This window comes from Streptomyces sp. NPDC107654 (genome assembly GCF_055639035.1).
Genome location: NZ_JBVKBI010000029.1, coordinates 23,824 through 43,535 on the forward strand (window position 1 = coordinate 23,824; position 19,712 = coordinate 43,535).

The 19,712-nt window shown below is 72.7% G+C and carries 17 protein-coding genes, 5 tRNA genes and 1 riboswitch; of the genes, 12 read left to right on the forward strand and 10 right to left on the reverse strand.

Annotated elements, in window-relative coordinates; all coding sequences use genetic code 11:
- Positions 1 to 6: 6 nt before the first annotated feature.
- Positions 7 to 173, reverse strand: a riboswitch (cyclic di-AMP (ydaO/yuaA leader).
- A gap of 156 nt (positions 174 to 329) precedes the next feature.
- Positions 330 to 1,601 carry a PP2C family protein-serine/threonine phosphatase gene (locus ACZ7N4_RS33910; RefSeq protein ID WP_471366498.1) on the reverse strand — a complete coding sequence of 424 codons (1,272 nt, stop codon included), beginning with the start codon at positions 1,599 to 1,601 and terminating at the stop codon, positions 330 to 332.
- A 123-nt stretch (positions 1,602 to 1,724) separates the two neighbouring features.
- Here ACZ7N4_RS33910 and ACZ7N4_RS33915 point away from each other — a divergent pair.
- Positions 1,725 to 1,798: transfer RNA gene (locus ACZ7N4_RS33915), tRNA-Met, on the forward strand.
- Positions 1,799 to 1,896: 98 nt separating this feature from the next.
- On the opposite strand, the gene ACZ7N4_RS33920 is transcribed toward ACZ7N4_RS33915, so the two are convergent.
- Positions 1,897 to 3,027: a dihydrofolate reductase family protein gene (locus ACZ7N4_RS33920; protein WP_471366500.1), complete on the reverse strand. Its 1,131-nt coding sequence runs from the start codon at positions 3,025 to 3,027 to the stop codon at positions 1,897 to 1,899.
- A 64-nt stretch (positions 3,028 to 3,091) separates the two neighbouring features.
- On the opposite strand from ACZ7N4_RS33920, the gene ACZ7N4_RS33925 reads away from it, so the two are divergent.
- Entirely contained in the window at positions 3,092 to 3,622 is a 531-nt protein-coding gene (locus ACZ7N4_RS33925; RefSeq protein WP_471366503.1) for a MarR family winged helix-turn-helix transcriptional regulator, read from the forward strand.
- Between the two features lie 109 nt (positions 3,623 to 3,731).
- Positions 3,732 to 4,358 (forward strand): GTP cyclohydrolase II, encoded by a 627-nt coding sequence (locus tag ACZ7N4_RS33930; protein ID WP_471366507.1) that lies wholly within the window; start codon positions 3,732 to 3,734, stop codon positions 4,356 to 4,358.
- 103 nt (positions 4,359 to 4,461) lie between these two features.
- Here the strand turns inward: ACZ7N4_RS33930 and ACZ7N4_RS33935 are convergent, their stop codons facing one another.
- Positions 4,462 to 5,880 (reverse strand): DHA2 family efflux MFS transporter permease subunit, encoded by a 1,419-nt coding sequence (locus tag ACZ7N4_RS33935; RefSeq protein WP_471366509.1) that lies wholly within the window; start codon positions 5,878 to 5,880, stop codon positions 4,462 to 4,464.
- A 16-nt stretch (positions 5,881 to 5,896) separates the two neighbouring features.
- Positions 5,897 to 6,559, reverse strand: coding sequence for an NADPH-dependent FMN reductase (locus ACZ7N4_RS33940; RefSeq protein ID WP_471366512.1), 663 nt, complete (start codon positions 6,557 to 6,559; stop codon positions 5,897 to 5,899).
- Between the two features lie 150 nt (positions 6,560 to 6,709).
- On the opposite strand from ACZ7N4_RS33940, the gene ACZ7N4_RS33945 reads away from it, so the two are divergent.
- Together ACZ7N4_RS33945 and ACZ7N4_RS33950 are read left to right on the forward strand one after the other, a co-directional pair.
- Positions 6,710 to 7,399: a TetR/AcrR family transcriptional regulator C-terminal domain-containing protein gene (locus tag ACZ7N4_RS33945; RefSeq protein WP_471366515.1), complete on the forward strand. Its 690-nt coding sequence runs from the start codon at positions 6,710 to 6,712 to the stop codon at positions 7,397 to 7,399.
- A gap of 116 nt (positions 7,400 to 7,515) precedes the next feature.
- A complete protein-coding gene (locus ACZ7N4_RS33950) occupies positions 7,516 to 8,115 on the forward strand; it encodes a TetR/AcrR family transcriptional regulator (RefSeq protein WP_471366518.1) in 600 nt (199 codons plus the stop codon).
- Positions 8,116 to 8,131: 16 nt separating this feature from the next.
- Here ACZ7N4_RS33950 and ACZ7N4_RS33955 read toward each other — a convergent pair.
- The 5 genes from ACZ7N4_RS33955 to ACZ7N4_RS33975 form a co-directional block, all read right to left on the reverse strand.
- Positions 8,132 to 8,204 (reverse strand) — tRNA-Lys (locus tag ACZ7N4_RS33955).
- Positions 8,205 to 8,304: 100 nt separating this feature from the next.
- A complete protein-coding gene (locus tag ACZ7N4_RS33960) occupies positions 8,305 to 9,810 on the reverse strand; it encodes an amino acid permease (protein ID WP_471366521.1) in 1,506 nt (501 codons plus the stop codon).
- Between the two features lie 103 nt (positions 9,811 to 9,913).
- A complete protein-coding gene (locus ACZ7N4_RS33965; RefSeq protein ID WP_471366524.1) occupies positions 9,914 to 12,151 on the reverse strand; it encodes a DEAD/DEAH box helicase in 2,238 nt (745 codons plus the stop codon).
- Between the two features lie 215 nt (positions 12,152 to 12,366).
- The gene (locus tag ACZ7N4_RS33970; RefSeq protein ID WP_471366526.1) at positions 12,367 to 12,897 is read right to left on the reverse strand and encodes a hypothetical protein; all 531 of its coding nucleotides are present in this window, start codon (positions 12,895 to 12,897) and stop codon (positions 12,367 to 12,369) included.
- Between the two features lie 333 nt (positions 12,898 to 13,230).
- On the reverse strand, positions 13,231 to 13,581 hold the full coding sequence (locus tag ACZ7N4_RS33975) for a metallopeptidase family protein (protein ID WP_471366529.1): 351 nt from the start codon (positions 13,579 to 13,581) through the stop codon (positions 13,231 to 13,233).
- Between the two features lie 60 nt (positions 13,582 to 13,641).
- Here ACZ7N4_RS33975 and ACZ7N4_RS33980 point away from each other — a divergent pair, with 60 nt between their 5' ends.
- The 7 genes from ACZ7N4_RS33980 (at position 13,642) to ACZ7N4_RS34010 (ending at position 18,587) form a co-directional block, all read left to right on the forward strand.
- Positions 13,642 to 15,210, forward strand: coding sequence for a metallophosphoesterase family protein (locus ACZ7N4_RS33980; RefSeq protein WP_471366532.1), 1,569 nt, complete (start codon positions 13,642 to 13,644; stop codon positions 15,208 to 15,210).
- 80 nt (positions 15,211 to 15,290) lie between these two features.
- Positions 15,291 to 15,363: transfer RNA gene (locus tag ACZ7N4_RS33985), tRNA-Glu, on the forward strand.
- A gap of 36 nt (positions 15,364 to 15,399) precedes the next feature.
- Positions 15,400 to 15,474, forward strand: a tRNA-Asp gene (locus ACZ7N4_RS33990).
- Between the two features lie 24 nt (positions 15,475 to 15,498).
- A tRNA-Phe gene (locus ACZ7N4_RS33995) sits at positions 15,499 to 15,572 on the forward strand.
- 119 nt (positions 15,573 to 15,691) lie between these two features.
- Positions 15,692 to 16,351: a histone deacetylase gene (locus ACZ7N4_RS34000; RefSeq protein ID WP_471366537.1), complete on the forward strand. Its 660-nt coding sequence runs from the start codon at positions 15,692 to 15,694 to the stop codon at positions 16,349 to 16,351.
- 243 nt (positions 16,352 to 16,594) lie between these two features.
- The gene (locus ACZ7N4_RS34005) at positions 16,595 to 18,217 is read left to right on the forward strand and encodes a hypothetical protein (RefSeq protein WP_471366539.1); all 1,623 of its coding nucleotides are present in this window, start codon (positions 16,595 to 16,597) and stop codon (positions 18,215 to 18,217) included.
- Between the two features lie 4 nt (positions 18,218 to 18,221).
- Positions 18,222 to 18,587 (forward strand): hypothetical protein, encoded by a 366-nt coding sequence (locus ACZ7N4_RS34010; protein ID WP_471366542.1) that lies wholly within the window; start codon positions 18,222 to 18,224, stop codon positions 18,585 to 18,587.
- 18 nt (positions 18,588 to 18,605) lie between these two features.
- Here ACZ7N4_RS34010 and ACZ7N4_RS34015 read toward each other — a convergent pair whose 3' ends face one another.
- Positions 18,606 to 19,664 (reverse strand): ABC-2 transporter permease, encoded by a 1,059-nt coding sequence (locus ACZ7N4_RS34015; RefSeq protein ID WP_471366545.1) that lies wholly within the window; start codon positions 19,662 to 19,664, stop codon positions 18,606 to 18,608.
- Positions 19,665 to 19,712: the final 48 nt, after the last annotated feature.

Consider the following 19,712-nt stretch of genomic DNA (forward strand, 5'->3'; position numbering starts at 1 on the left):
GGCGTGCTCCTTTCCTTCCTCCGCCTACCGGGTTAGCTGACGGGTTCGGAGCAGGAAGGTCTCCTACGCGCGTATACCGGTCGTGGACTCCATGAGTTCACGGCGGTACCCGCGTGATTCACCCCAGAATGGTGGTTCCCCGGCTCCCTTGCGGGATTCGGCGCGTGCGCACGGAGCCGCCTCTTGTGACGGCTGGGACGACCGCGCTGCGTTATCGAACGTTAATAGACCCGACAGTCACTTTCCAAGCCGTTCGACTTGATCATTAAGGTCTTTACCGGCGGATGTATCACCCATTACTCCGCCAAACCCGGCGAGTTGACCGGCCTTCAGCAGTGTTCAGGAGTCACTTCAGGTTTTGATGGTGACTCAGATGTTATGCGTACGGCGCTCGCGCACTCACCGTCGGTGACGTCCCGTGGGGGACGCCGCACGGCGAGCAGCGCCATGTCGTCGGTCATGCCGCCGCCGGAGTGCCGGCGCACCTCGGCCGCGAGCCGTTCGAGCAGCGCGGCCGGGCCGGGGAAGGCGCGCCCGGCGAGCCGCCGTTCGGGGTCGTAGAAGCGGCCGTGGGCGTCCCGGGCCTCGGACAGGCCGTCGGTGTACAGGAGCAGGGTGGCGCCGCCGGGGAAGGCGGCCTCGGCGGCCCGGTCCGGCCACCGGCCCAGCCCGGCCATGCCGAGCGGCAGCGCGGGCTCGCCCGGGGTCAGGACGCGCAGGGTGCCGTCGGCGTGCAGCAGCAGCGGCGGCGGGTGGCCGCGGTTGACGATCCGTACGACACCGTCGCCGTGCGGGAGTTCGGCGAGGACCGCCGTGGTGAACCCCTCGAAGGCGTCGATCCCGTCGCGCCGGGTGCCCTCACGGGCCAGTGCCCGCTCCAGCCGCTCGGCCACCTCCTCCAGCGTGGCCTCCTGCTCGGCCGCCTCCCGGAACGCGCCGATCACCACGGCCACGGCGGCGACCGCGCCCATGCCCTTGCCGCGCACGTCCCCGACGACCAGCCGGACGCCGTACGGGGTGTCCTGCACCGCGTACAGGTCGCCGCCGATGAACGCGTCCTGCCGTGCCGCCTCGTACCGGGCGGCGATCTCGAAGCCGCCGATCCGGGGGTCGGGGTCCGGCAGGACGGCCCGCTGGGCGGCCTCGGCGATCTCCCGGGCCGAGGCGAGCTTCCGGTCACCGCGGCGGACGACCCGGTTGATGGCGACGGCCAGCAGGGCGACGGTGGCGACGGTGACCACGTCGGTGAGCGTGCCCACGGCCGGATGGACCCCCGCGTCGGCGTGCACGGCGTAGGCGGCGGCGAGGGAGGCGAGGCCGGTGAGCACGGTGGTGCGCAGCGAGGAGAGGGGCGCGGCGATCAGCGGGGCCGCGGTGAAGAACGGTACGGGGGTGAACTGCTGCGGGGTGAGCAGGCCGTAGCCGATTCCGCAGACGATCAGCAGGGCCGGCAGGGCGCGGGCCTGCGCACGCGGGCTCGGACGGCGCCGGGCCCGTACCGGCACCGGCCCGGCGCCGAGGCCCGGGGCGGGCACGGGGTCACCGGGGAACCGGCCTCCCGCCCTGGCGTACGGGCTCTCCTCCACCTGTCCAGGGCGCACCGCGTGTCTCCCACATGTCCGACGTGCCTCCAGGTTTCCGGGCCCCGGAGCGGGCGGCTACCGCTGTGGACCAAAGGGGTGTGCGAGCGGCCCCGAGAATGACGTACACTGGAGTCACAACGACGCGGGGTGGAGCAGCTCGGTAGCTCGCTGGGCTCATAACCCAGAGGTCGCAGGTTCAAATCCTGTCCCCGCTACTGAAGGCCCAGGGCCCGGAATCCCAAGGATTCCGGGCCCTGGGTGTTTCCGCCCCCGCCGCGCCCGCGACGCGGCCGGCGGCGGACGGCCGGGGCGTTCACGGCAGGTGGGCGTTCGGCGCCTTGGCGAGATCCTCCAGCTCGAGGAGTACGACGACCTGCGCGCCTGCGGCGGTCAGCACGCCCGTGCCGTCGGCCGAGGCGACGAACGTGTCGGGTTCGCGCCAGGCGGTGACCACCCGGCGCACCCCCGCCCGAAGGATCAGCTCGGCACACGGCGCCGGACGCGACGCACGGCGGGCGCACGGCTCCAGACTGCTGTACACGGTGGCGCCGGACAGCCGGGGCTCGGCCGGATCGATCTTGGCGAGGGCAGCCTCCTCCGCGTGGGCCACGGGATCGGCGCCTTCGCGCGAGTACCCGCGGGCCAGCTCCGTACCGTCGGCGGCGACCACGACCGCGCCGACGCTGAACGCCGTCTGCGAGGGCGGGCACAGCGTGGCGAGTTCGCAGGCGGTGCGCAGCCAGTGGCGGTCGGCGGCGGTGGACAGCGGGCCGGTGCCGGGGGCGGTGGGCACGTACCGCATGAGGACGACGTCCTCGATCCGGCGGGTGTCGAGCAGGCGCAGGCGTCCGGCCTGGTAGCCGCCGGGTCCGAACAGGCGCGGGGCCGCCGGGTCGCCGACGAACAGCGGGGCGAGCACCAGCTGCAGCTCGTCGGCGAGGCCCTGGCGGAGGAGCTGGGTGTGGACCGTGCCGCCGCCCTCGACCATCAGGCGCCCGACGCCGCGCTCGTCGTGCAGGTGCTCCAGCAGGGCCCGCCAGTCGAGGGCGGCGCCGAGCGGGACGACGTCCGCGGTGCGCCCCAGGAGGCGGGCTGCCCGCTCGGCGCCCCGGTCGGTGCTGTAGACGAGTTTCTCCCCGCCGGTGTGCCAGAAGTTGGCCCCCGGGTCGAGGTCGCCGGTGGCCGTGACGGTGACCTTCAGCGGGTACTCCGGCCTGCCCTCCGCCACCCGGGCCGCGCGCCGCTCGGCGGAGTTGACCAGCAGACGGGGGTTGTCGGCGCGGATCGTGCCGGCGCCGACGAGGATGGCGTCGACGGAGGCCCGTACCGCGTCGACCCGGTCGAAGTCGGCCGGGCCGGACAGCAGGAGCCGCTCGGGGCCGGTGTCGTCCAGGTAGCCGTCGAGGGAGACGGCGGCGGACAGCAGCACGTACGGCAGGGGCATCGGCGCCCTCTCTTCCGGAGGCGGACGGCTTGGTTCAAGTTTTAAACAAACCTACACTGGCGGCATGACGACCCGCTGGCTCACCCCCGAGGAGCAGCGCGCCTGGCGCGCCTACATCGCCGCCTCCCGCCTCCTGGAGGACGCGATCGACCGGCAGCTCCAGCAGGAGGGCGGCATGCCGCACCTGTTCTACTCGGTGCTGGCCAACCTCTCCGACGCGCCCGAGCACCGGCTGCGCATGACCGACCTCGCGGAGACGCTGAAGATCACGCGCAGCCGGCTGACGTACGTGGTCACCCGGCTGGAGCGGGACGGCCTCGTGCGCCGGGAGGACTGCCGCCGGGACAAGCGCAGCTCGCTCGCGGTGCTGACGGACGAGGGGACGGCCGTACTGGAGCGTACGGCACCCGGGCACGTCGAGACGGTCCGCTCCCTGCTGTTCGACCGGCTGACCGAGGAGCAGGTGGGGCAGCTGGAGGAGATCTGCACGGGGATCCTGCGGGGACTGCAGGGCGGGGAGACCGAGGCCGGCACCGACGACGTGCCCTGGCGACGCCGCTCGCCCTGCCCGCCCTCGCCGCCCCCGGCCTCCTGAAGCACCGCCCGCCCGGGGACCCCGGCCTAATTGCTTTAACTTTTAAGCAGAGGTAGGGTCCGCTCGACCGCTGCTTCAAATCTGAAGCACTGCTCCCGGAGGGACCCGCATGCCCGACTTCCCCGCAGCCACCCCGCGCGCCCGCGTCCGGGTACCGCTGCGCTTCGCCGACGGCTACGGCGCCGACGCGGACCTCGTCACCTTCCACGGCCTCACCGACGGCCGGGAGCACCTCGCCCTCGTCCTCGGCGACCCCGGCCCCGTCCCGCTGGTCCGGCTGCACTCCGAGTGCCTCACCGGTGACGTCTTCGGCTCGGCCCGCTGCGACTGCGGCCCCCAGCTGCGCGAGGCGGTCGAGCGCATCGCCGGCCACGGCGGCGTCCTGCTCTACCTCCGCCAGGAGGGCCGGGGCATCGGCCTCTACAACAAGCTCGACGCCTACGCCCTCCAGGACCAGGGCCTCGACACGTACGAGGCGAACGCCGCCCTCGGCCTCCCGGAGGACGCCCGCGACTACACGGCCGCCGCGCAGATGCTCACCGCCCTCGGCGTCACCGAGCTGGACCTGCTGTCCAACAACCCCGACAAGGCCGGGCAGCTGCGCTCACTGGGCATCGCGGTCCGGGACCGCGTACCGACCGGCGTCTTCACCACGGCCCACAACGTCCACTACCTCCGGGCGAAGGCCCTCCGGACCCACCACACCCTCCCCCTCCCGGAACCGGTCGTCGGCTGAGGCGCCCCATCCGGCGGGGAGTGGCGGATCCGTTCCGCACCGTCCGGATGTCCTCCCCTCTGACCTCCGGGTTCACCTCGGGCATGGGGAACGCATCTGCCACTCACTGCCGGGGGCGGGTGGGGAGGAGGAGGGCGGGGAGCGCGGAGAGGATCAGGAGGGTGGCTGCCGCCGCGAACGACGTGCGAAAGGCCGGGGGGCCGGGGGGTGCCGACGAGAGGATCAGGGAGAGGCCGGCCGTGCCGATCGCGGCGCCCAGTTGGGACGTGATGCTCAGGGCGGTGCTCGCCGCGGCCAGGCGCTCCCCGGGGAGGGCGCGGCTCGCGGTGGTGATCGTGGGCATCAGCACCATGCCGGCGCCGGCGCCCATCACCATGGCCGACACCACCATGCGCCAGGGCTCGACGCCCGGCACCCCCGACTGCCAGGCCGTCAGCGCCATCCCGAGGGCGGCCACCACGATGCCGGCCGGGATCAGCCGGCGCGGGGCCACCCGGTCGACTTTCCGCGCCGCGACCTGCATCGTCGTACCGACGACGAGACCCACCGGCGCGCCCAGCAGCCCGGCCGTCGTGGCGCTCAGGCCCCGCTCCTGCTGCCAGTACAGCGGGCCGAGCAGCGTCGAGCCGAAGTAGCCGCAGGTGAACAGGGCGAGCGTGCCGGCGCCGGCGGCGAAGGAGCGGTCGCGCAGCAGCCGCAGGTCCAGCAGCGGTGCGGAGGCGGTGAGGGCCCGCCGGACGAAGGCCGCCACGAGGGCCACGCCGACGAGCGCCGGCACGAGGGCGCCGGGCGCGCTGAAGTCGCCGCGCTCGCCGCCCCGGGCCAGGCCGTACAGGAGAAGGGCGAGGCCGGGAGAGAGCGTCAGCAGACCGGGCAGGTCGAGGCGGGGAGCGGTCCGGCCGGGCTCCGCCGACGGCGCGTCCGCCGGGAGCAGCCGGAGCGCCAGGGCGAGGGCCAGGGCGCCGACCGGCAGGTTCACCAGGAAGATCCACTGCCAGGAGGCCGCGTCGAGCAGCCAGCCGCCGAGCACCGGGCCGGCGACCGGCCCGACCAGGATGGGCAGTCCCCCGACGGCCATCGCCCGGCCGAGCCGGCTGCGGTCGGCGGCGCCCATCACCATGGTCATGCCGACCGGCTGGAGCAGTCCGCCGCCGAGCCCCTGCACCGCCCGGAAGGCGATGAGGCTGCCCGCGTCCCAGGCGCACGCTGCGAGCAGCGAACCGAGGGTGAAGAGCGTGAGCGCGGTCAGGTAGGTGCGCTTGGCGCCGATCCGGGCGATGGCCCAGGCGGCGGTCGGGACCACGGCGGCCAGTGCGAGCGTGTACGCGGTGGCGGTCCACTGGATGGTCTGCAGCGGGGCGTCGAAGGACTGCGCGAGCCGGCGCAGCGCGACGTTGACGATCGTCATGTCCAGCACCGCCATGACGGAGCCGATGACGGTGACGGCCAGGGTGCGGTTCAGGGCCGTGGACGGGCCCGGCACCGGGCGGGCCGGTGCCACGGCGGGTTCGGTCGTACGCATCTCCCCCACCCCGCGCTCAGCCGGCGTACGGGCGCTCGGCCCGCGCGTCCCGCAGTGCCCGGCCCCACCAGGCGAGCTGGCCGAGCATGCCCTTGGCGGCGCCGGCGCTGACCTCGGCGTCGCGCGGGACGCCGTCCTCGCCGAGCCCGGACCAGGGGCCGTGCAGGCTGACCGAGTCGCGCACGGTCACGGCGTGCAGTTCGGCGAAGACCAGCCGGAGCTGCTCGACGGCGCGCAGCCCGCCGCCGAGACCGCCGTACGACACGAAGCCGACCGGCTTGGCCTGCCACTCCGGGTGGTGCCAGTCGATGAGGTTCTTCAGGGCCGCCGGGAAGCTGTGGTTGTACTCGGGCGTGACGACGACGAACGCGTCGGCGGCGGCGAGCCGCGGCGAGACCTCCATCAGCGCGGCGACCGCCTCGGGGCGCGGCGCGCCGCCCCAGGCGGGCATCACCAGCGGCAGGTCCACCTCGGCGAGGTCGACGACGTCGAGGTCGAGGTCCGGGTCGACGGCGGCGGCGGTGGTCAGGAACCAGTCGGTGACGGCCCGGCCGAGGCGCCCCTCGCGGACGCTGCCGAGGACGACGGCGACGCGGAGCGGGCGGTCCTCGGCGACGGGGGCGCCGGGATCGGTGACTGAAGTGGTGCGGGAAGTGGTGCCGGACGTCGTGACGGACATGGCTGTCCCCCTTGTGGAAAAGGACGCGTCGGCGAGGCCGCCGGACGGTCTTCGGACTCTTCGAGCAGCAAGGTACAACGCTCGTTGTAAAAATTACAACGAGCGTTGTAGGTCGGATAGAGTGGGCTCGTCACGAAGGAGGCGGCAGGCGTGGGCCAGACGAACGAGTCCCGGCTGGAGCAGGCGCGGCGCGAGGTGTCACCGCGCAAGCTGCAGAAGCAGATGGCCATCGCGGGCGCGGCCTGCACGGTCTTCGGCCGCGAGGGGTACGCCCGCGCCTCGGTCGACGCGCTCGCCGCCGCCGCCGACGTCTCCACGCGCACGCTCTACAACCACTTCCCCGGCGGCAAGGCCCAGCTCTTCCAGACGGTCGTGACCTGGACGTCCAGCGAGGTCCGGGACGCCCAACTGGCGCGGCTGCACGCCGTACTGCACCCCGAGCGCCCGCCGCACCCCGACGAACTGGAACGCGACCTGGTCTCCCTGGCCCGCGCCTTCAACGGGCTCATGTCCGACTACGCCAACCACTTCGCCCTGGTCCGGCACATCCACGCGGAGGCCGACCACGTACCGCCGGAGGTCCTCCGCGCCTGGCACGAGGCCGGACCGGAACCGGTCGGCCGCGCCCTCACCGAGGCGATGGCCCGCCTGGAGGACGCCGGTCTGCTGGACTTGCACGGCGACGCCAGCCTGGCGGCGGGACACTTCACGGCCCTGATCTCGCACCGGATCGTCCAGGCGACCCACTACGGCGTCCTGCCCCTGCCGGAACCGGAGACGGACCGCCTGCTGCGGGCCGGGGTGGGCGCGTTCCTGCGGGCGTACGCGGCGCACTCCTGAAGCACCTGAACGCTCCTGGAAGCCCCTGAACACTCCTGGAGCCCTTGAAATCACTGCGTGCGTAGTACTCTGTCCGGAGTGATGAGCGGATCCCACCCCACCCGGAGCCGAGACCCATGGTGAGACGGAACGACCAGCGGCGCGCGGCACTCGTCGACGCGGCGATCGAGGTGCTGGCCCGGGAGGGCGCACGAGGGCTGACCTTCCGGGCGGTGGACGCCGAGGCCGGCGTACCCACCGGCACGGCGTCCAACTACTTCTCCAGCCGGGACGACCTGCTCACCCAGGCCGGCGCCCGCGTCTACGAGCGGCTCCAGCCCGACGAGGCCACCGTCGAACGCCACCGGACCGCCGCCCGCGACCGGGAGACCTACGCGCTGCTGATGCGCGAACTGGTCGGCCGCGTGGCCTCCTTCCGCACCGGCTACCTCGCCCTGCTGGAACTCCGCCTGGAAGCCACCCGCCGCCCGCGGCTCCGCGCGGTCCTCACCGAACGCGTCCGCGCCGACCTCGAAGCGAACCTCGCCTACCACGAGTCCAGCGGCCTCCCCGGCGACGCCACCGCCGTCAAACTGCTCTACCTCGCCCTGAACTGGCTCATCGTCGAACAGCTCACCCTTCCGGAGGTCCTCACGGAGGCGGAGCGGGACGCGCTGGTGACGGCGGCGGTGGAGCGGATCGTGACAGCGGCGGACCCCAGGTCGGTCCAGCCCTGACCTGGGGTCCTCAAGGTAGGCCGTGTGGGACTCGAACCCACAACCAAGGGATTAAAAGTCCCCTGCTCTGCCAATTGAGCTAACGGCCCGTGCGATGTTGCGTGTCCGAGCATAGCCGGACGAGGCCGCGTCGCCGATCGGGTATCGGCGACGCGGCCATGTCGGGAGTGGCGGGAGCAGGGGGGAGGGTCACTTTTCGGCCGGGGCGCGGGCGGGGGCGGGGCGGCCGGTGAGGAACCAGTGGCGGGCCGAGGCGAGCCACCAGGCCGCGGCGGAGCCGAGGACGACCAGGACGGCGACCGGGGCGTAGTTGAAGGTCTTCCAGGTGACCGGGGAGACCTGGGGGAGCATGAAGAGGACGGTGATCGCGAGCACCCAGATCACCGAGACCACTCCGACGGGGCGCGACCAGCGGCCCAGGTGCCAGGGACCGGGGGTGAACGCGCCGCCCTTGCGGACGCGGAGGAAGGTCGGGATGACGTAGGCGATGTAGAGGCCGATGACCGCGATGGACGTCACCGCCGCGTAGGCCGTCGAGTTGATCAGGTACGGCAGCCCCAGGGCGAGCGCGCCGAGCGCGGCCAGCCAGACCGCCGCCACCGGGGTCCGGGTGCGCGGGCTGACCGTGTGCCAGACGCGGGAGAAGGGCAGCGCGCCGTCCCGGGAAAAGGCGTAGATCATGCGGCTGTTGGCGGTGACGGAGGCCATGCCGCAGAAGAGCTGGGCGCCGATCACCACCAGGAGGAGGAGCTTGCCGGTCGTGGCGCCGAGCGCGTCCAGGAGGATCTGGGCGGGCGGCGCGCCGGTGGGGGAGGCGAGTTCGCGGTCGTACGACTGGATGGCGAAGGTGAAGCCGAGGAGCAGGACGAAGCCGGCGATCCAGGACGTCCAGATGGAGCGGACGATGCCCTTCGGGCCCGCCGTGGCCGCGTCGCGGGTCTCCTCGGTCATGTGGGCCGAGGCGTCGTAGCCGGTGAAGGTGTACTGGGCCATCAGCAGGCCCAGGAGGACGACGTACGGGCCGCTGCCCCAGCCGGTCTCGTTGACGAAGTGCGTGAAGACGAAGGACGCCGACCGGTGGTGGTCGGGGACCAGCGCGAGCGCGCCGACGATCACCGCGACCCCGAGGACGTGCCACCACACGCTCACGCCGTTCAGGAAGGCGACGATCCGGACGCCGAAGGTGTTCAGCAGGCCGTGCAGGAGGAGGATCGCCGCGAAGAGCAGCACCGTGCGGCCGGGGGTCACCCCGAAGCCGAACTGGAGGTTCAGCCAGGCGCCCAGGAAGGAGGCCGCGCCGAAGTCGATGCCCGCGGTCACCGCCACCTGGCCCAGCACGTTGAACCAGCCCGTGAACCACGCCCAGGCGGCTGCCGAGCGTGCGGGCGCCAGGCGGTGGGCCCAGAAGTACAGGCCGGCCGAGGTCGGGTACGCCGAGCAGATCTCGGCCATCGACAGGCCCACGAACAGGGTCATCAGGCCGACCGCGACCCAGCCCCAGGTGATCACCGCGGGGCCGCCGGTGGTCATGCCGAAGAGGTAGAGGGTCAGGCAGCCGGAGAGCACCGAGATGATCGTGAAGGAGACGGCGTAGTTCGAGAACGCCGACATCCGGCGGGCGAGGACCTGGGTGTAGCCGAGCTGGGCCAGCCGTTCCTCGTCCGAGGGGCCATCGGCTCTCGCGTCATCTGTCATGACCCCAGCAATTCCCCCACCAGGGGTGTGATATGCGTCACCTCATGACCGAAAAGGGCCCGTACGACCGGAGTCGTACGGGCCCTTGTCAGGTCACTCGGCGTCAGCCGTTGCGCTTCCAGCGCGGCTTGTCCTCGCGGCGGCCGAAGGAGCCGTTGCCGCGGTGGTCGTCACGGCGGCCGTAGGGGCGCTCGTGGCCGCCGGAGCGGAAGCCCGGGCGGTCGTCGCGGCGGTCGCGGTTGAACGGACGGTCGCTGCCCCGGTGCCCACCGCGCTCGTCCCGGCGGAAGCCGCCCCGGTCGTCACGGCGCTCGAAGGAACGGCCACCACGGTCGTTGCGGTCACGGTCGAACGGACGACGCTCGCCCCGGTCGCCCCGGTCACCACGGTCGTCGCGACGCTCGAAGCCACGGCCACCACGGTCGTCGCGGCGGTCGAAGCCGCCCCGGTCGTCACGGCGCTCGAAGGAACGGCCACCACGGTCGTTGCGGTCACGGTCGAACGGACGACGCTCACCCCGGTCACCACGGTCGTCACGGCGCTCGAAGCCGCCCCGGTCGTCACGGCGCTCGAAGGAACGGCCACCACGGTCGTTGCGGTCACGGTCGAACGGACGACGCTCGCCCCGGTCACCACGGTCGTCGCGACGGTCGAAGCCGCCCCGGTCCTCGCGGCGCTCGAAGGAACGGCCACCACGGTCGTTGCGGTCACGGTCGAACGGACGACGCTCACGGCGCTCGTACGGCGCGGACGCCGCCGGACGCTCCTCGCGCTCGGTCTCGCGCTGCGCCGGCTCCTCCGCCACGGCGAGCTGCTCCGCCGCCGTCGCCTGGGCCTCGGCCACCGCGGTCTCCGGGTCCTCGCCGCGCTCGCGGGCGACCCGGGCCACCAGACGGTCGGCCTCCTCGCGCAGCTCCGTCGCGCGCCGCTGGGCGCGCTCCAGCTGCTTGGTGAGCTGGGCGACCTCGCGCTCGGCCTGCTGGGCGGCGTTGCCGGCCGACTCGGCCTGGACCTCGGTCATCGAGCGGGCGCCGGTGATCTCGGCGACCTCCGGGTCGAAGGCGGCACCGCCCTGGATGATGTGGCGGGCCGCGTCGACGCCGGCGTCCTCCATGAGGCGGAAGATCTGGCGCCGCTGGTGCGGGAGGGACAGCGAGACGACCGTGCCGGTACGGCCCGCACGGGCGGTACGGCCGGCGCGGTGCAGGTAGTCCTTGTGGTCGCCGGCCGGGTCCACGTTCAGGACCAGGTCGATGCCGTCGACGTGGATGCCGCGGGCGGCGACGTCGGTGGCGACCAGGACGTTGACGTAACCGTCCTTGAAGTCGGCCAGGGTGCGGGTACGCGCGCCCTGGGTCATGCCGCCGTGCAGCGCGTCGGCCTTCACGCCGGCCTCGCGCAGCTGCTCGGCGACGCGGTCGGCGCCCAGCTGGGTGCGGACGAAGATGATCGTGCGGCCCTTGCGGGAGGCGATCGCGGCGGTGACCGGCGCCTTGTCCTTGGGCTTCACGATGAGGATGTGGTGCGACATGGTCGTCACCGCGCCCTGGGCCGCGTCCACCTCGTGCAGGACGGGCTCGTTCAGGTAGCGGTCGACCAGGGTCTTGATCTCGTTCTCCATCGTGGCGGAGAAGAGCATGCGCTGGCCGCCGGCCGGCACCTGGTCGAGCAGCTCGGTGACCTCGGGCAGGAAGCCCAGGTCGGACATCTGGTCGGCCTCGTCCAGGACGGCGATCTGCACGTCCTCCAGGGAGCAGGCACCGCGGTTGATGATGTCGCGCAGGCGGCCCGGGGTGGCGACGAGGATGTCGACGCCGCGCTCCAGGGCGTAGATCTGGTTGCCCATGGAGGTGCCGCCGCAGACGACCTTCATCTTCAGGCCGAGGACGTCGCCGTACGGCTGGAGGGCGTCGGCGACCTGCATGGCCAGCTCGCGGGTCGGGGTGAGGATGACCGCGCGGGGCTTGTGCTTCTGCGTCCGGCCGCCGGCCAGCTGGGCCAGGGTCGGCAGGCCGAAGGAGAGGGTCTTGCCGGAGCCGGTGCGGCCACGGCCGAGGATGTCCTTGCCGGCCAGGGCGTCCGGGATGGTCGCGGCCTGGATCGGGAAGGGGGTCGTCACGCCGTTCTGCGCGAGCTTGCGCACGATGCCCTCGGGGAGGCCGAGGTCGGCGAAGGTGATCTGGGGGGACTGGGGGGTGGTGTCAGCGGCCTCGGGGGCCTCGGTGACCTCGGTCGTCGCGTCGACGAGTTCGTTGTCGATCTCGTTCTCGATCGTGTTCTCGATCGGGTTGTCGATCTCGTTCTCGGACACGACGATCTGGTCAGTACTGGACACGGACATGCGAATGCGAAACCTTCCGGAGTCTCTTCGGCACGCGCCCGTCAACTCCGTGGTTCGCTCACGACCGCCTCGATGCGGTCCGCCACGGCAAAGGAGAGTACGCGCCACACGGCGCGCTCTGTGGTGGCGCCGGGCAAATGGGATCAAACGATCTACCACCATACGCACCCCTCACCCCTGAAGGCAAACCGGCCCAGGGAGACGCTGGTCACGCGCTAGACCGGCACCCCGGCCCGGGGCGCCGGCTCCCGCTGGACGAGCTGCGGTTGCGTCTCCTCGTGGGCCGACGAGGACGGTTCGGCCGACGGTGGCTCCGAGGTCGCCGGAGGCGGGGTGGGCTCGGGGGGCTCGGGCGGGGCGGAGGTCACCGGCGGGGTCGGCGGGGCGTTGGTCGGCGCCGGGTCGCCGGGGCCGGGCGTCCTGCCGGGCCTGCCTGGCTCACCGGGTTTCGCCGGCGGTGCCGACGTGCTGCCCGCGCCGGACGGCGTGACCGAGGCCGAGGCCGGCTCACCGTGCTTCGCCTTGCCGCCGTGCCCGTGCTTGCCGTCCCCCGCCGGGCCGCCGGGCAGGAGCCCGCCCCCGCCGCCTCCCGGGCCGCCGTCGGGTGCGGCACCGCCGTGCCGTCCGTCCGCCGAGTGGGAGGGCCGGGCCGGGCCCGCGTCGTCGCCCACGTTCACGCAGCCGGCGGCGGCGGTGACGGCCAGGGCCGCGGCGGCGAGACGGACGGGTACGTACAAGGGGCGCACGGTGGCCACCTCCGGGGACAAGGAAAGGGGTCCACCTCCCCAACTCCCGCCGCCCGCAGGAGGACACGCGCCCGGCGCGCATCAGCGCCCGGCCACGCGGTCACGCGCTCCCGGCACCAGCCGCACGCTCACCCACGACCGCACGCTCCCCCGGCCACAGCCGCACACCCCCGCCCCGGCACCCGCTCCCCCGCCGCAGCCGCGCACCCGGCGGCCGTCACGCCCTTCCCGCCACAACCGCACACCCGGTCACGATCACGCGCCCGCACCGCCCGCGGTCACACCCCGCAGGCCTCCGCCGATCGCGGCCCCCGGCACTCCACCAACCGCCCCTCACCTGTACCCGAGCGCGTGCAGCCGGGCGTCGTCGATGCCGAAGTGGTGGGCGACCTCGTGCACCACGGTCACCTCCGTCTCCGCGACGACGTCCTCGCGGCTCTCGCACATCCTGAGCGTGGGCCCGCGGTAGATGGTGATCCGGTCCGGCAGGACACCGGCGTACCACTCGCCCCGGTCGGTGAGCGGCGTCCCCTCGTAGAGCCCGAGCAGCTCGGGGTCGTCGGCGGGCGGCTCGTCCTCCACGAACACGGCCACGTTGTCCATGAGCCGCGTCAGCTCCGGCGGGATCCGGTCCAGCGCCTCGGCGACCAGTTCCTCGAACTCCTCGCGCGTCATCTCCAGCACACGGCCATTGTCCGGTAACGGTGCCGCATATCCACCACGGCACTTGGGCATACGGCTGCAATGGCCCGCGTCCCCCTCGCAGCCCTGAACCCCATGCCGAACCGAACACCGCACCGCACCCGCCCGCTCCCCGCCCTCGAACCGGCCGCCCGCCCCCGGCCGTGGCTGCGCGCCCTCGGCCTCACCGCGGTCGTCCTGGCGGGCGCCTGGCTGGGCCTGCTGATCGTCGGCAACGTCCGGGCCCCCGTCGGCCCGATGGACACGACGATGGCGCTGCGCCCCTCCCTCACCGGCGGCACGAAGATCAACATCTCCCCGCTGGGCGCGCTCAGCCTGGACAGCCATGTGGCACCGGTCCGCCTGGACGTCAACGTCGACCAGCTCGACCCGGAGCGCTCCCAGGCCCTGGTCGACCATCCCGAGCGGATCTCGGGGCTGCAGGACGAGGTCGCCCGGGACGTCGAGCACGGCACGCTGGACCTGGCCGTGCGCTCCTGTGTCGCCGTGGTCTCCGGGGCCACCGCCCTCGGTCTCGCCGTCTACCGCCGCCCGCGCCGGGCCCTCGTGGCCGGCGGACTGGCCCTGGCCCTGCTGGCCGCGTCGGGTGCGTCGGCGTACGCCACCTGGAACCCGAAGTCGGTCCTGGAGCCGAGGTTCTCCGGGCTGCTCAGCTCGGCACCGTCGGTGGTGGGCAACGCGCGCAGCATCGTCACCGAATTCGACGTCTACCAGAACGAGTTGGCGCGCCTGGTGACGAACGTGACGAAGCTCTACGACGTCACGTCCACCCTGCCCGCCTACCGGCCGGACCCCTCCACCATCCGGGTCCTGCACGTGTCGGACATCCACCTCAACCCGGCGAGCTGGAAGATCATCGGCTCGCTGGTGGACCAGTACAAGGTGGACGTGGTCGTCGACTCCGGCGACACGATGGACCACGGCACGGCGGCGGAGAACGGCTTCCTGGATCCGGTCCGGGACCTGGGGGTGCCGTACGTCTGGGTGCGCGGCAACCACGACTCGCGGACCACCCAGCGCTACCTGGAACGCATGAGGAACGTGCACGTCCTGGACGAGGGCCGGGCGGAGACGGTGGCCGGGCTGCGGTTCGCGGGCACGGGTGATCCGCAGTTCACCCCCGACCGCTCGGTGGCGACCGGCGGTGACGCGGCCGAGCGGCTGGCGGGCGACCGGCTGGCCAGCGCCCTGCGCGACCAGCGGACGGCCGGCACCCCGGTGGACGTGGCGGTCGCGCACGAGCCGTCCGCCGCCCGGGAGACCGACGGCACCGTGCCGCTGGTGCTCTGCGGGCACCTGCACCACGAGGGGACCGAGCTGCTGCCGTACGGCACCCGGCTGCGCATGGAGGGGTCGACCGGCGGCAGCGGGCTGCGCGCGGTCGAGCGCAAGTACCCCGCGCCGATCGAGGCCTCGATCCTCTACTTCGACCGGGACAGCCGCCGGCTGCAGGCCTGGGACGCGATCCAGCTCGGGGGCCTGGGGCTGACGACGGCCGAGGTCAGCCGCCATCTGGCGGACGAGAACCGGCCCGGTGGCACCGGGGCCTCGCACTCCCCTTCGCCGACTCCTCCCCCCGGCTCGCCGTCCCCTCCCGCGACCTCGCCGTAAACCGTTTTGGCGATACCCCTCGCCATCCCATATGCTTCTCACGTCCCCGACGCGCTGAGAAGCGCCCAGGCGGGCCGATAGCCCTCATCGTCTAGCGGCCTAGGACGCCGCCCTTTCAAGGCGGTAGCACGGGTTCGAATCCCGTTGGGGGCACGCAATACCGTGTGCGACACTGTTGCACACACGCTTGGTCCTGTGGAGCAGTTTGGAGTGCTCGCCACCCTGTCAAGGTGGAGGCCGCGGGTTCAAATCCCGTCAGGACCGCTGGTGTTTCACGTGAAACACCGTGGCTGGGTAGCTCAGTTGGTACGAGCGTCCGCCTGAAAAGCGGAAGGTCGCCGGTTCGACCCCGGCCCCAGCCACAGCCGCCCTGACCAGGGCAGAGGCCCTCTCCACGATCGTGGAGAGGGCCTCTTTCATACGCGCCCTGCCCCCGCCCCGCCCCCGACACGTCCCCGGTACGCCGACGGAGCAGCCCCAGGTGAAGGCCTTACCGAGCATCGACCCGACTCTGCCGCTCGACGGGCACCCCGAGCGGGTCTGGTACACCTCCTACGGCTCCAACATCCACCTGGACCGGCTCGCCGCCTACCTCCAGGGCGGCTGCCCGCCCGGCGCGGCCATCGCGTACCCGGGCTGCCGCAACCCGGCCATGCCGGTCCGGTCGATCCCCGTGGAGCTGACCGGCGCGATGTACTTCGCCACCGAGTCCCGCGTCTGGGGAGGTGGACGCGCCTTCTACGACCCGGAGGTGAACGGGCGCGTGCTGGCCAGGGCGCACCTGGTGACCACCGACCAGTTCGCCGACATCGCCGCCCAGGAGATGTACCGGACGCCGGGCAGGGACCTGGACCTGGCCGACGTCCTCAGCCGGGGGCGCGCCGTCCTGGGCGAGGGCCGCTACGAGACGCTCGTCTGCCCGGGCCGGATCGACGGCCTGCCGGTGCTGACCTTCACCGCGCCGTGGGGCATGAACGACGTGCCGTGGGTCGCCCCCTCCGCCGCCTACGTCCGCTTCCTCGCCACGGGCCTGCTCTCGGCCGGGGCATGGGACAGGGAAGCGATCTCCGCCTACGTCGCGGCCTGCCCCGGCGCGACGGACCACTGGTCGCCGGAGGAGATCGACGCCCTCATCCCCTAAGGACCGGCCGTCAGGGGGAGGGGCACGGCCGCCGGAGACGGAGCACGGCCGCCATGAGGCAGGGCGGAGGTGGACGACAGGGCAGGGACGGACCGGGCACGGGCAAGGGCCGCCCAGCTCTGGTCCGGACCACCCTCGGCCAGTACGATCAGGCCACTTTGGCGAGAACCCCCGCTTCCGCTCAAGAGGAGGTGGGGGTTCTCGTCGTCCTGGAAGACTCCTGGAAGACCCTGAGGGGGGTACTTGAGACAGATCTCCAGAGGGTTGGTGACGGCATGCGCCGTACTGGTCGCCTCGCTCGCCCTACCCGGCACCGCCCATGCCGCGGGACCCACTGTGCAGAGCGCCTACAGCGACCAGGCCGACTGGTCGGTCCTCGACGTGCGCCTCAACTTCAGCGGCGAGGTCGGCAAGCTCGTCGCCACGCTCCGCCCGGTCGGGAGCAGCGGGACCGACACGCCGGTGGCGACGATCACCGACTTCACGAAGCGGTACGAGTCCAGCTCATGGGACGCCGTCTGGGCGTCCCAGCCGATCCACCTGGACACCCTCGGCGACTACACCGTCGACATCGAGGCCACGGACGGCTCCGGCGAGACCACCGTCCGGCAGGACGCGGGCACGCTGCACTACCGGAAGCAGCCCGTCTTCAGCGGCTTCGCCGTCACGCCGGCCGAGCCGGACATCGAGCACCAGACGATCACGGCCGCCGGTGACATGGTCGTCCGCGACCCCAGCACCCGGGAGACCGAGCCGCTGCCCGGTGCCTCCGTGGGCCTCACGTTCGACGGGGGCAGCGGGAAGGCGACCGCCGTCACCGACGCGGCCGGCCACTTCGCCGTCCCGCACCGGCTGGCCCAGGACGGCTGGGTCTTCGCCGACTACAACGGCGGTCTCGGGTACGCCGCGAGCTCCTGGGTCGACGTCCGGGCGAAGGCCGCGCCGACCCGGATGGTCCTCGACCAGAGCAGCTTCCACGTCACCAACGGCGAGAAGATCAAGGTCACCGGCACGCTCCAGTACCAGTTCGGCGAGGAGTGGAAGCCGCTCCCCGGCATCCCGCTGGAGATGGACTACAAGGAGTGCAGCACCTGCAGCCCGGTCGGCACCACGACCGACGCGAACGGTCGCTTCTCCTTCGTGCGGGCCCCGTACGGCGGCAAGAGCGTCTACGAGATCGCCTTCACGTCGTACACGCCCTTCGCCCGGCACAGCACGGCGGATGTCACCGCCGCGGTCACGGCGACGACGAAGTTCTCCGCCTTCACCGCCTCGCTGGACAAGTACGGGCAGCTGACGGTCACCGGCACGCTCGACCTGATCGGCCGTGACGTCAGCGACCAGGCGAGCGTCGACATCCAGTACTCGCCGAACGGCAAGACGGACTGGACCACGCAGAAGACCGTGAAGGTCGGCTTCGGCTCCCAGTTCACCGCCGACAAGGTGCCCGGCTACACGGACGGCTACTGGCGGCTCCGGTACGCCGGTTCCACCACCAAGGACATCAAGGGCAGCACCAGCACCGGCCTGCGCCGCAACCGTGCCCTCACCCGGATCAAGGACGCCAACGCCTCCCCCGAGCCGGTGACCAAGGGCCGGACCATCACCGTCAAGGGCGTGCTCCAGGAGCGCGCGGTCGGCTCCGGCACCTGGAAGGCGTACGGCGGCGAGAAGGTCCAGATCCTCTTCCGGCCCAAGGGCACCAAGAGCTGGTACCTGATGTCCACGGTCACCACCAAGAGCAGCGGGTCCTTCAGCAAGGGTTTCACGGCCCGGCAGGACGGCACGTGGGTGCCCGTCTTCCTGTACCCCGACGGCAAGCACTTCGTGGGCGACGGCGCGGAGGACTACGTCGACGTGCGGTGACGCCGTGGCACCACGCCCGGCCGGCGCCATGTTCAGGCCGGCCGCGCGTGGTGCGCTGGGGGCGGGGGAGACCTGGGACACCGGGCTGGAGAAGGACCGGGCCCGGTACGGGCTGCTCGCGGTCGTCATCAGCACTCTCGCGGCCGCCGCGGTCGCGATCTTCGGCGTGTGGCGGCTCGACGGCGGCAAGGCGGTGATCGTCGGCATCCTCACCGCCGCGTTCACCGCCGTCAGCAGCATGACCACGGCCCATCCGGGCATCAAGGCCGTCACCGACACCGCGCGGTCGACCGCGCTGGGGGACGGCCCGTCCCGCAGGCACTCCGAACCGGCCGCCCCGCCGGCCCCTCCCGCCCAGCGCACCCCTTGACCGCGGCCCCCGCCGGCCCTAGGCCGCGTGCGCCGCGCCGGTCGGTCTGCCGCCGGGATGCCGGTGACGCCAGATCAGGAAGACGGCGCAGGACACGACCGCCCAGCCGGCCAGCACCAGGAACGGGAAGGCGTGCTGGTGGCCGCGGAAGTACACCGCGGTGTGCTGGGCGTTCACCGAGGCGCCGGGCGGCAGCCAGCGGCCGATCGTGCCGAGCGGCGACGGCAGCAGCGGCCAGGAGACGGCACCACCGGACGACGGGTTGCCCAGCAGCACCATCAGTCCCCAGGTCGGCAGCATCGCCCAGCGCCCGACCAGGGTGTTGAACATCGTGAAGACCATGCCCGTGGTGAACATGGTGAAGGCGAGGATCGCCCACGACTCCATGAACGGCAGCCGCAGCGCGCCCAGCAGCCAGTCCACCACCGCGGCGATGGTGAACCCCCCGAGCACGGCGTAGGCCACGGTGAAGGCGATCCGCTCCAGGGGGTTCAGCGCCGACGCGTGCACGCTGAGCTGGATGGCGCCGACGAAACCGACGATCACGGCGGCGAGGGAGATGTAGAAGATCGCCAGGCCTCTGGGGTCGCCTTTCTGCAGCGGCTTGAGGTCGTGGACCGTCACGGTGGTGCCGGTGGTCCTGCCGGCCTTCACCCCCGCCTCGGCGAGCAGCTGGGCGACGGTCGCCCCGGACGCCCCGGACACCTCCAGGGTGACCGCCCGGCCGCCGGCGGGCGCGTCGAGCACCGCGAACACCCGCTGCTCGTCCACCGCCCGCACCGCGTCCCGCCGGTCGTCGTACGGGCGCAGCTTCACGGAGGCGTGCAGGACCCGTTCCATGCCGTCGATGAACCGCCGGGCCGCCGGCTGGTCGTGGGCGCCGGTCACCGCCGCCGGGATGCTGTGCGGGGCCGGGTTGGCCATGGCGTAGGTGTAGGACCCGGCGAAGAGGCCGGCCGCGGCGGCGAGGATGACCAGAAGGACGGCGGCGGGCAGGAAGGGGGACTCCCGGAACGCCGTCCAGCGTTCCGCGCGGGTCGGGGGGCGGCCGTGTTCTCCGTGCGGCGAATCGGGCATAGCGACCACGCTAGATCATCATGTGACATCTCGCCCCGGTCAAATGGC

Coding starts and splice junctions, on each gene's coding strand:
- ACZ7N4_RS33920 (WP_471366500.1), bottom strand. CDS start 3,027: ATGCCCCTGCCGTACGTGCTGCTGTCCGCCGCCGTCTCCCTCGACGGC.
- ACZ7N4_RS33925 (WP_471366503.1), top strand. CDS start 3,092: ATGACGACCCGCTGGCTCACCCCCGAGGAGCAGCGCGCCTGGCGCGCC.
- ACZ7N4_RS33930 (WP_471366507.1), top strand. CDS start 3,732: ATGCCCGACTTCCCCGCAGCCACCCCGCGCGCCCGCGTCCGGGTACCG.
- ACZ7N4_RS33935 (WP_471366509.1), bottom strand. CDS start 5,880: ATGCGTACGACCGAACCCGCCGTGGCACCGGCCCGCCCGGTGCCGGGC.
- ACZ7N4_RS33940 (WP_471366512.1), bottom strand. CDS start 6,559: ATGTCCGTCACGACGTCCGGCACCACTTCCCGCACCACTTCAGTCACC.
- ACZ7N4_RS33950 (WP_471366518.1), top strand. CDS start 7,516: ATGGTGAGACGGAACGACCAGCGGCGCGCGGCACTCGTCGACGCGGCG.
- ACZ7N4_RS33960 (WP_471366521.1), bottom strand. CDS start 9,810: ATGACAGATGACGCGAGAGCCGATGGCCCCTCGGACGAGGAACGGCTG.
- ACZ7N4_RS33965 (WP_471366524.1), bottom strand. CDS start 12,151: ATGTCCGTGTCCAGTACTGACCAGATCGTCGTGTCCGAGAACGAGATC.
- ACZ7N4_RS33980 (WP_471366532.1), top strand. CDS start 13,642: ATGGCCCGCGTCCCCCTCGCAGCCCTGAACCCCATGCCGAACCGAACA.
- ACZ7N4_RS34015 (WP_471366545.1), bottom strand. CDS start 19,664: ATGCCCGATTCGCCGCACGGAGAACACGGCCGCCCCCCGACCCGCGCG.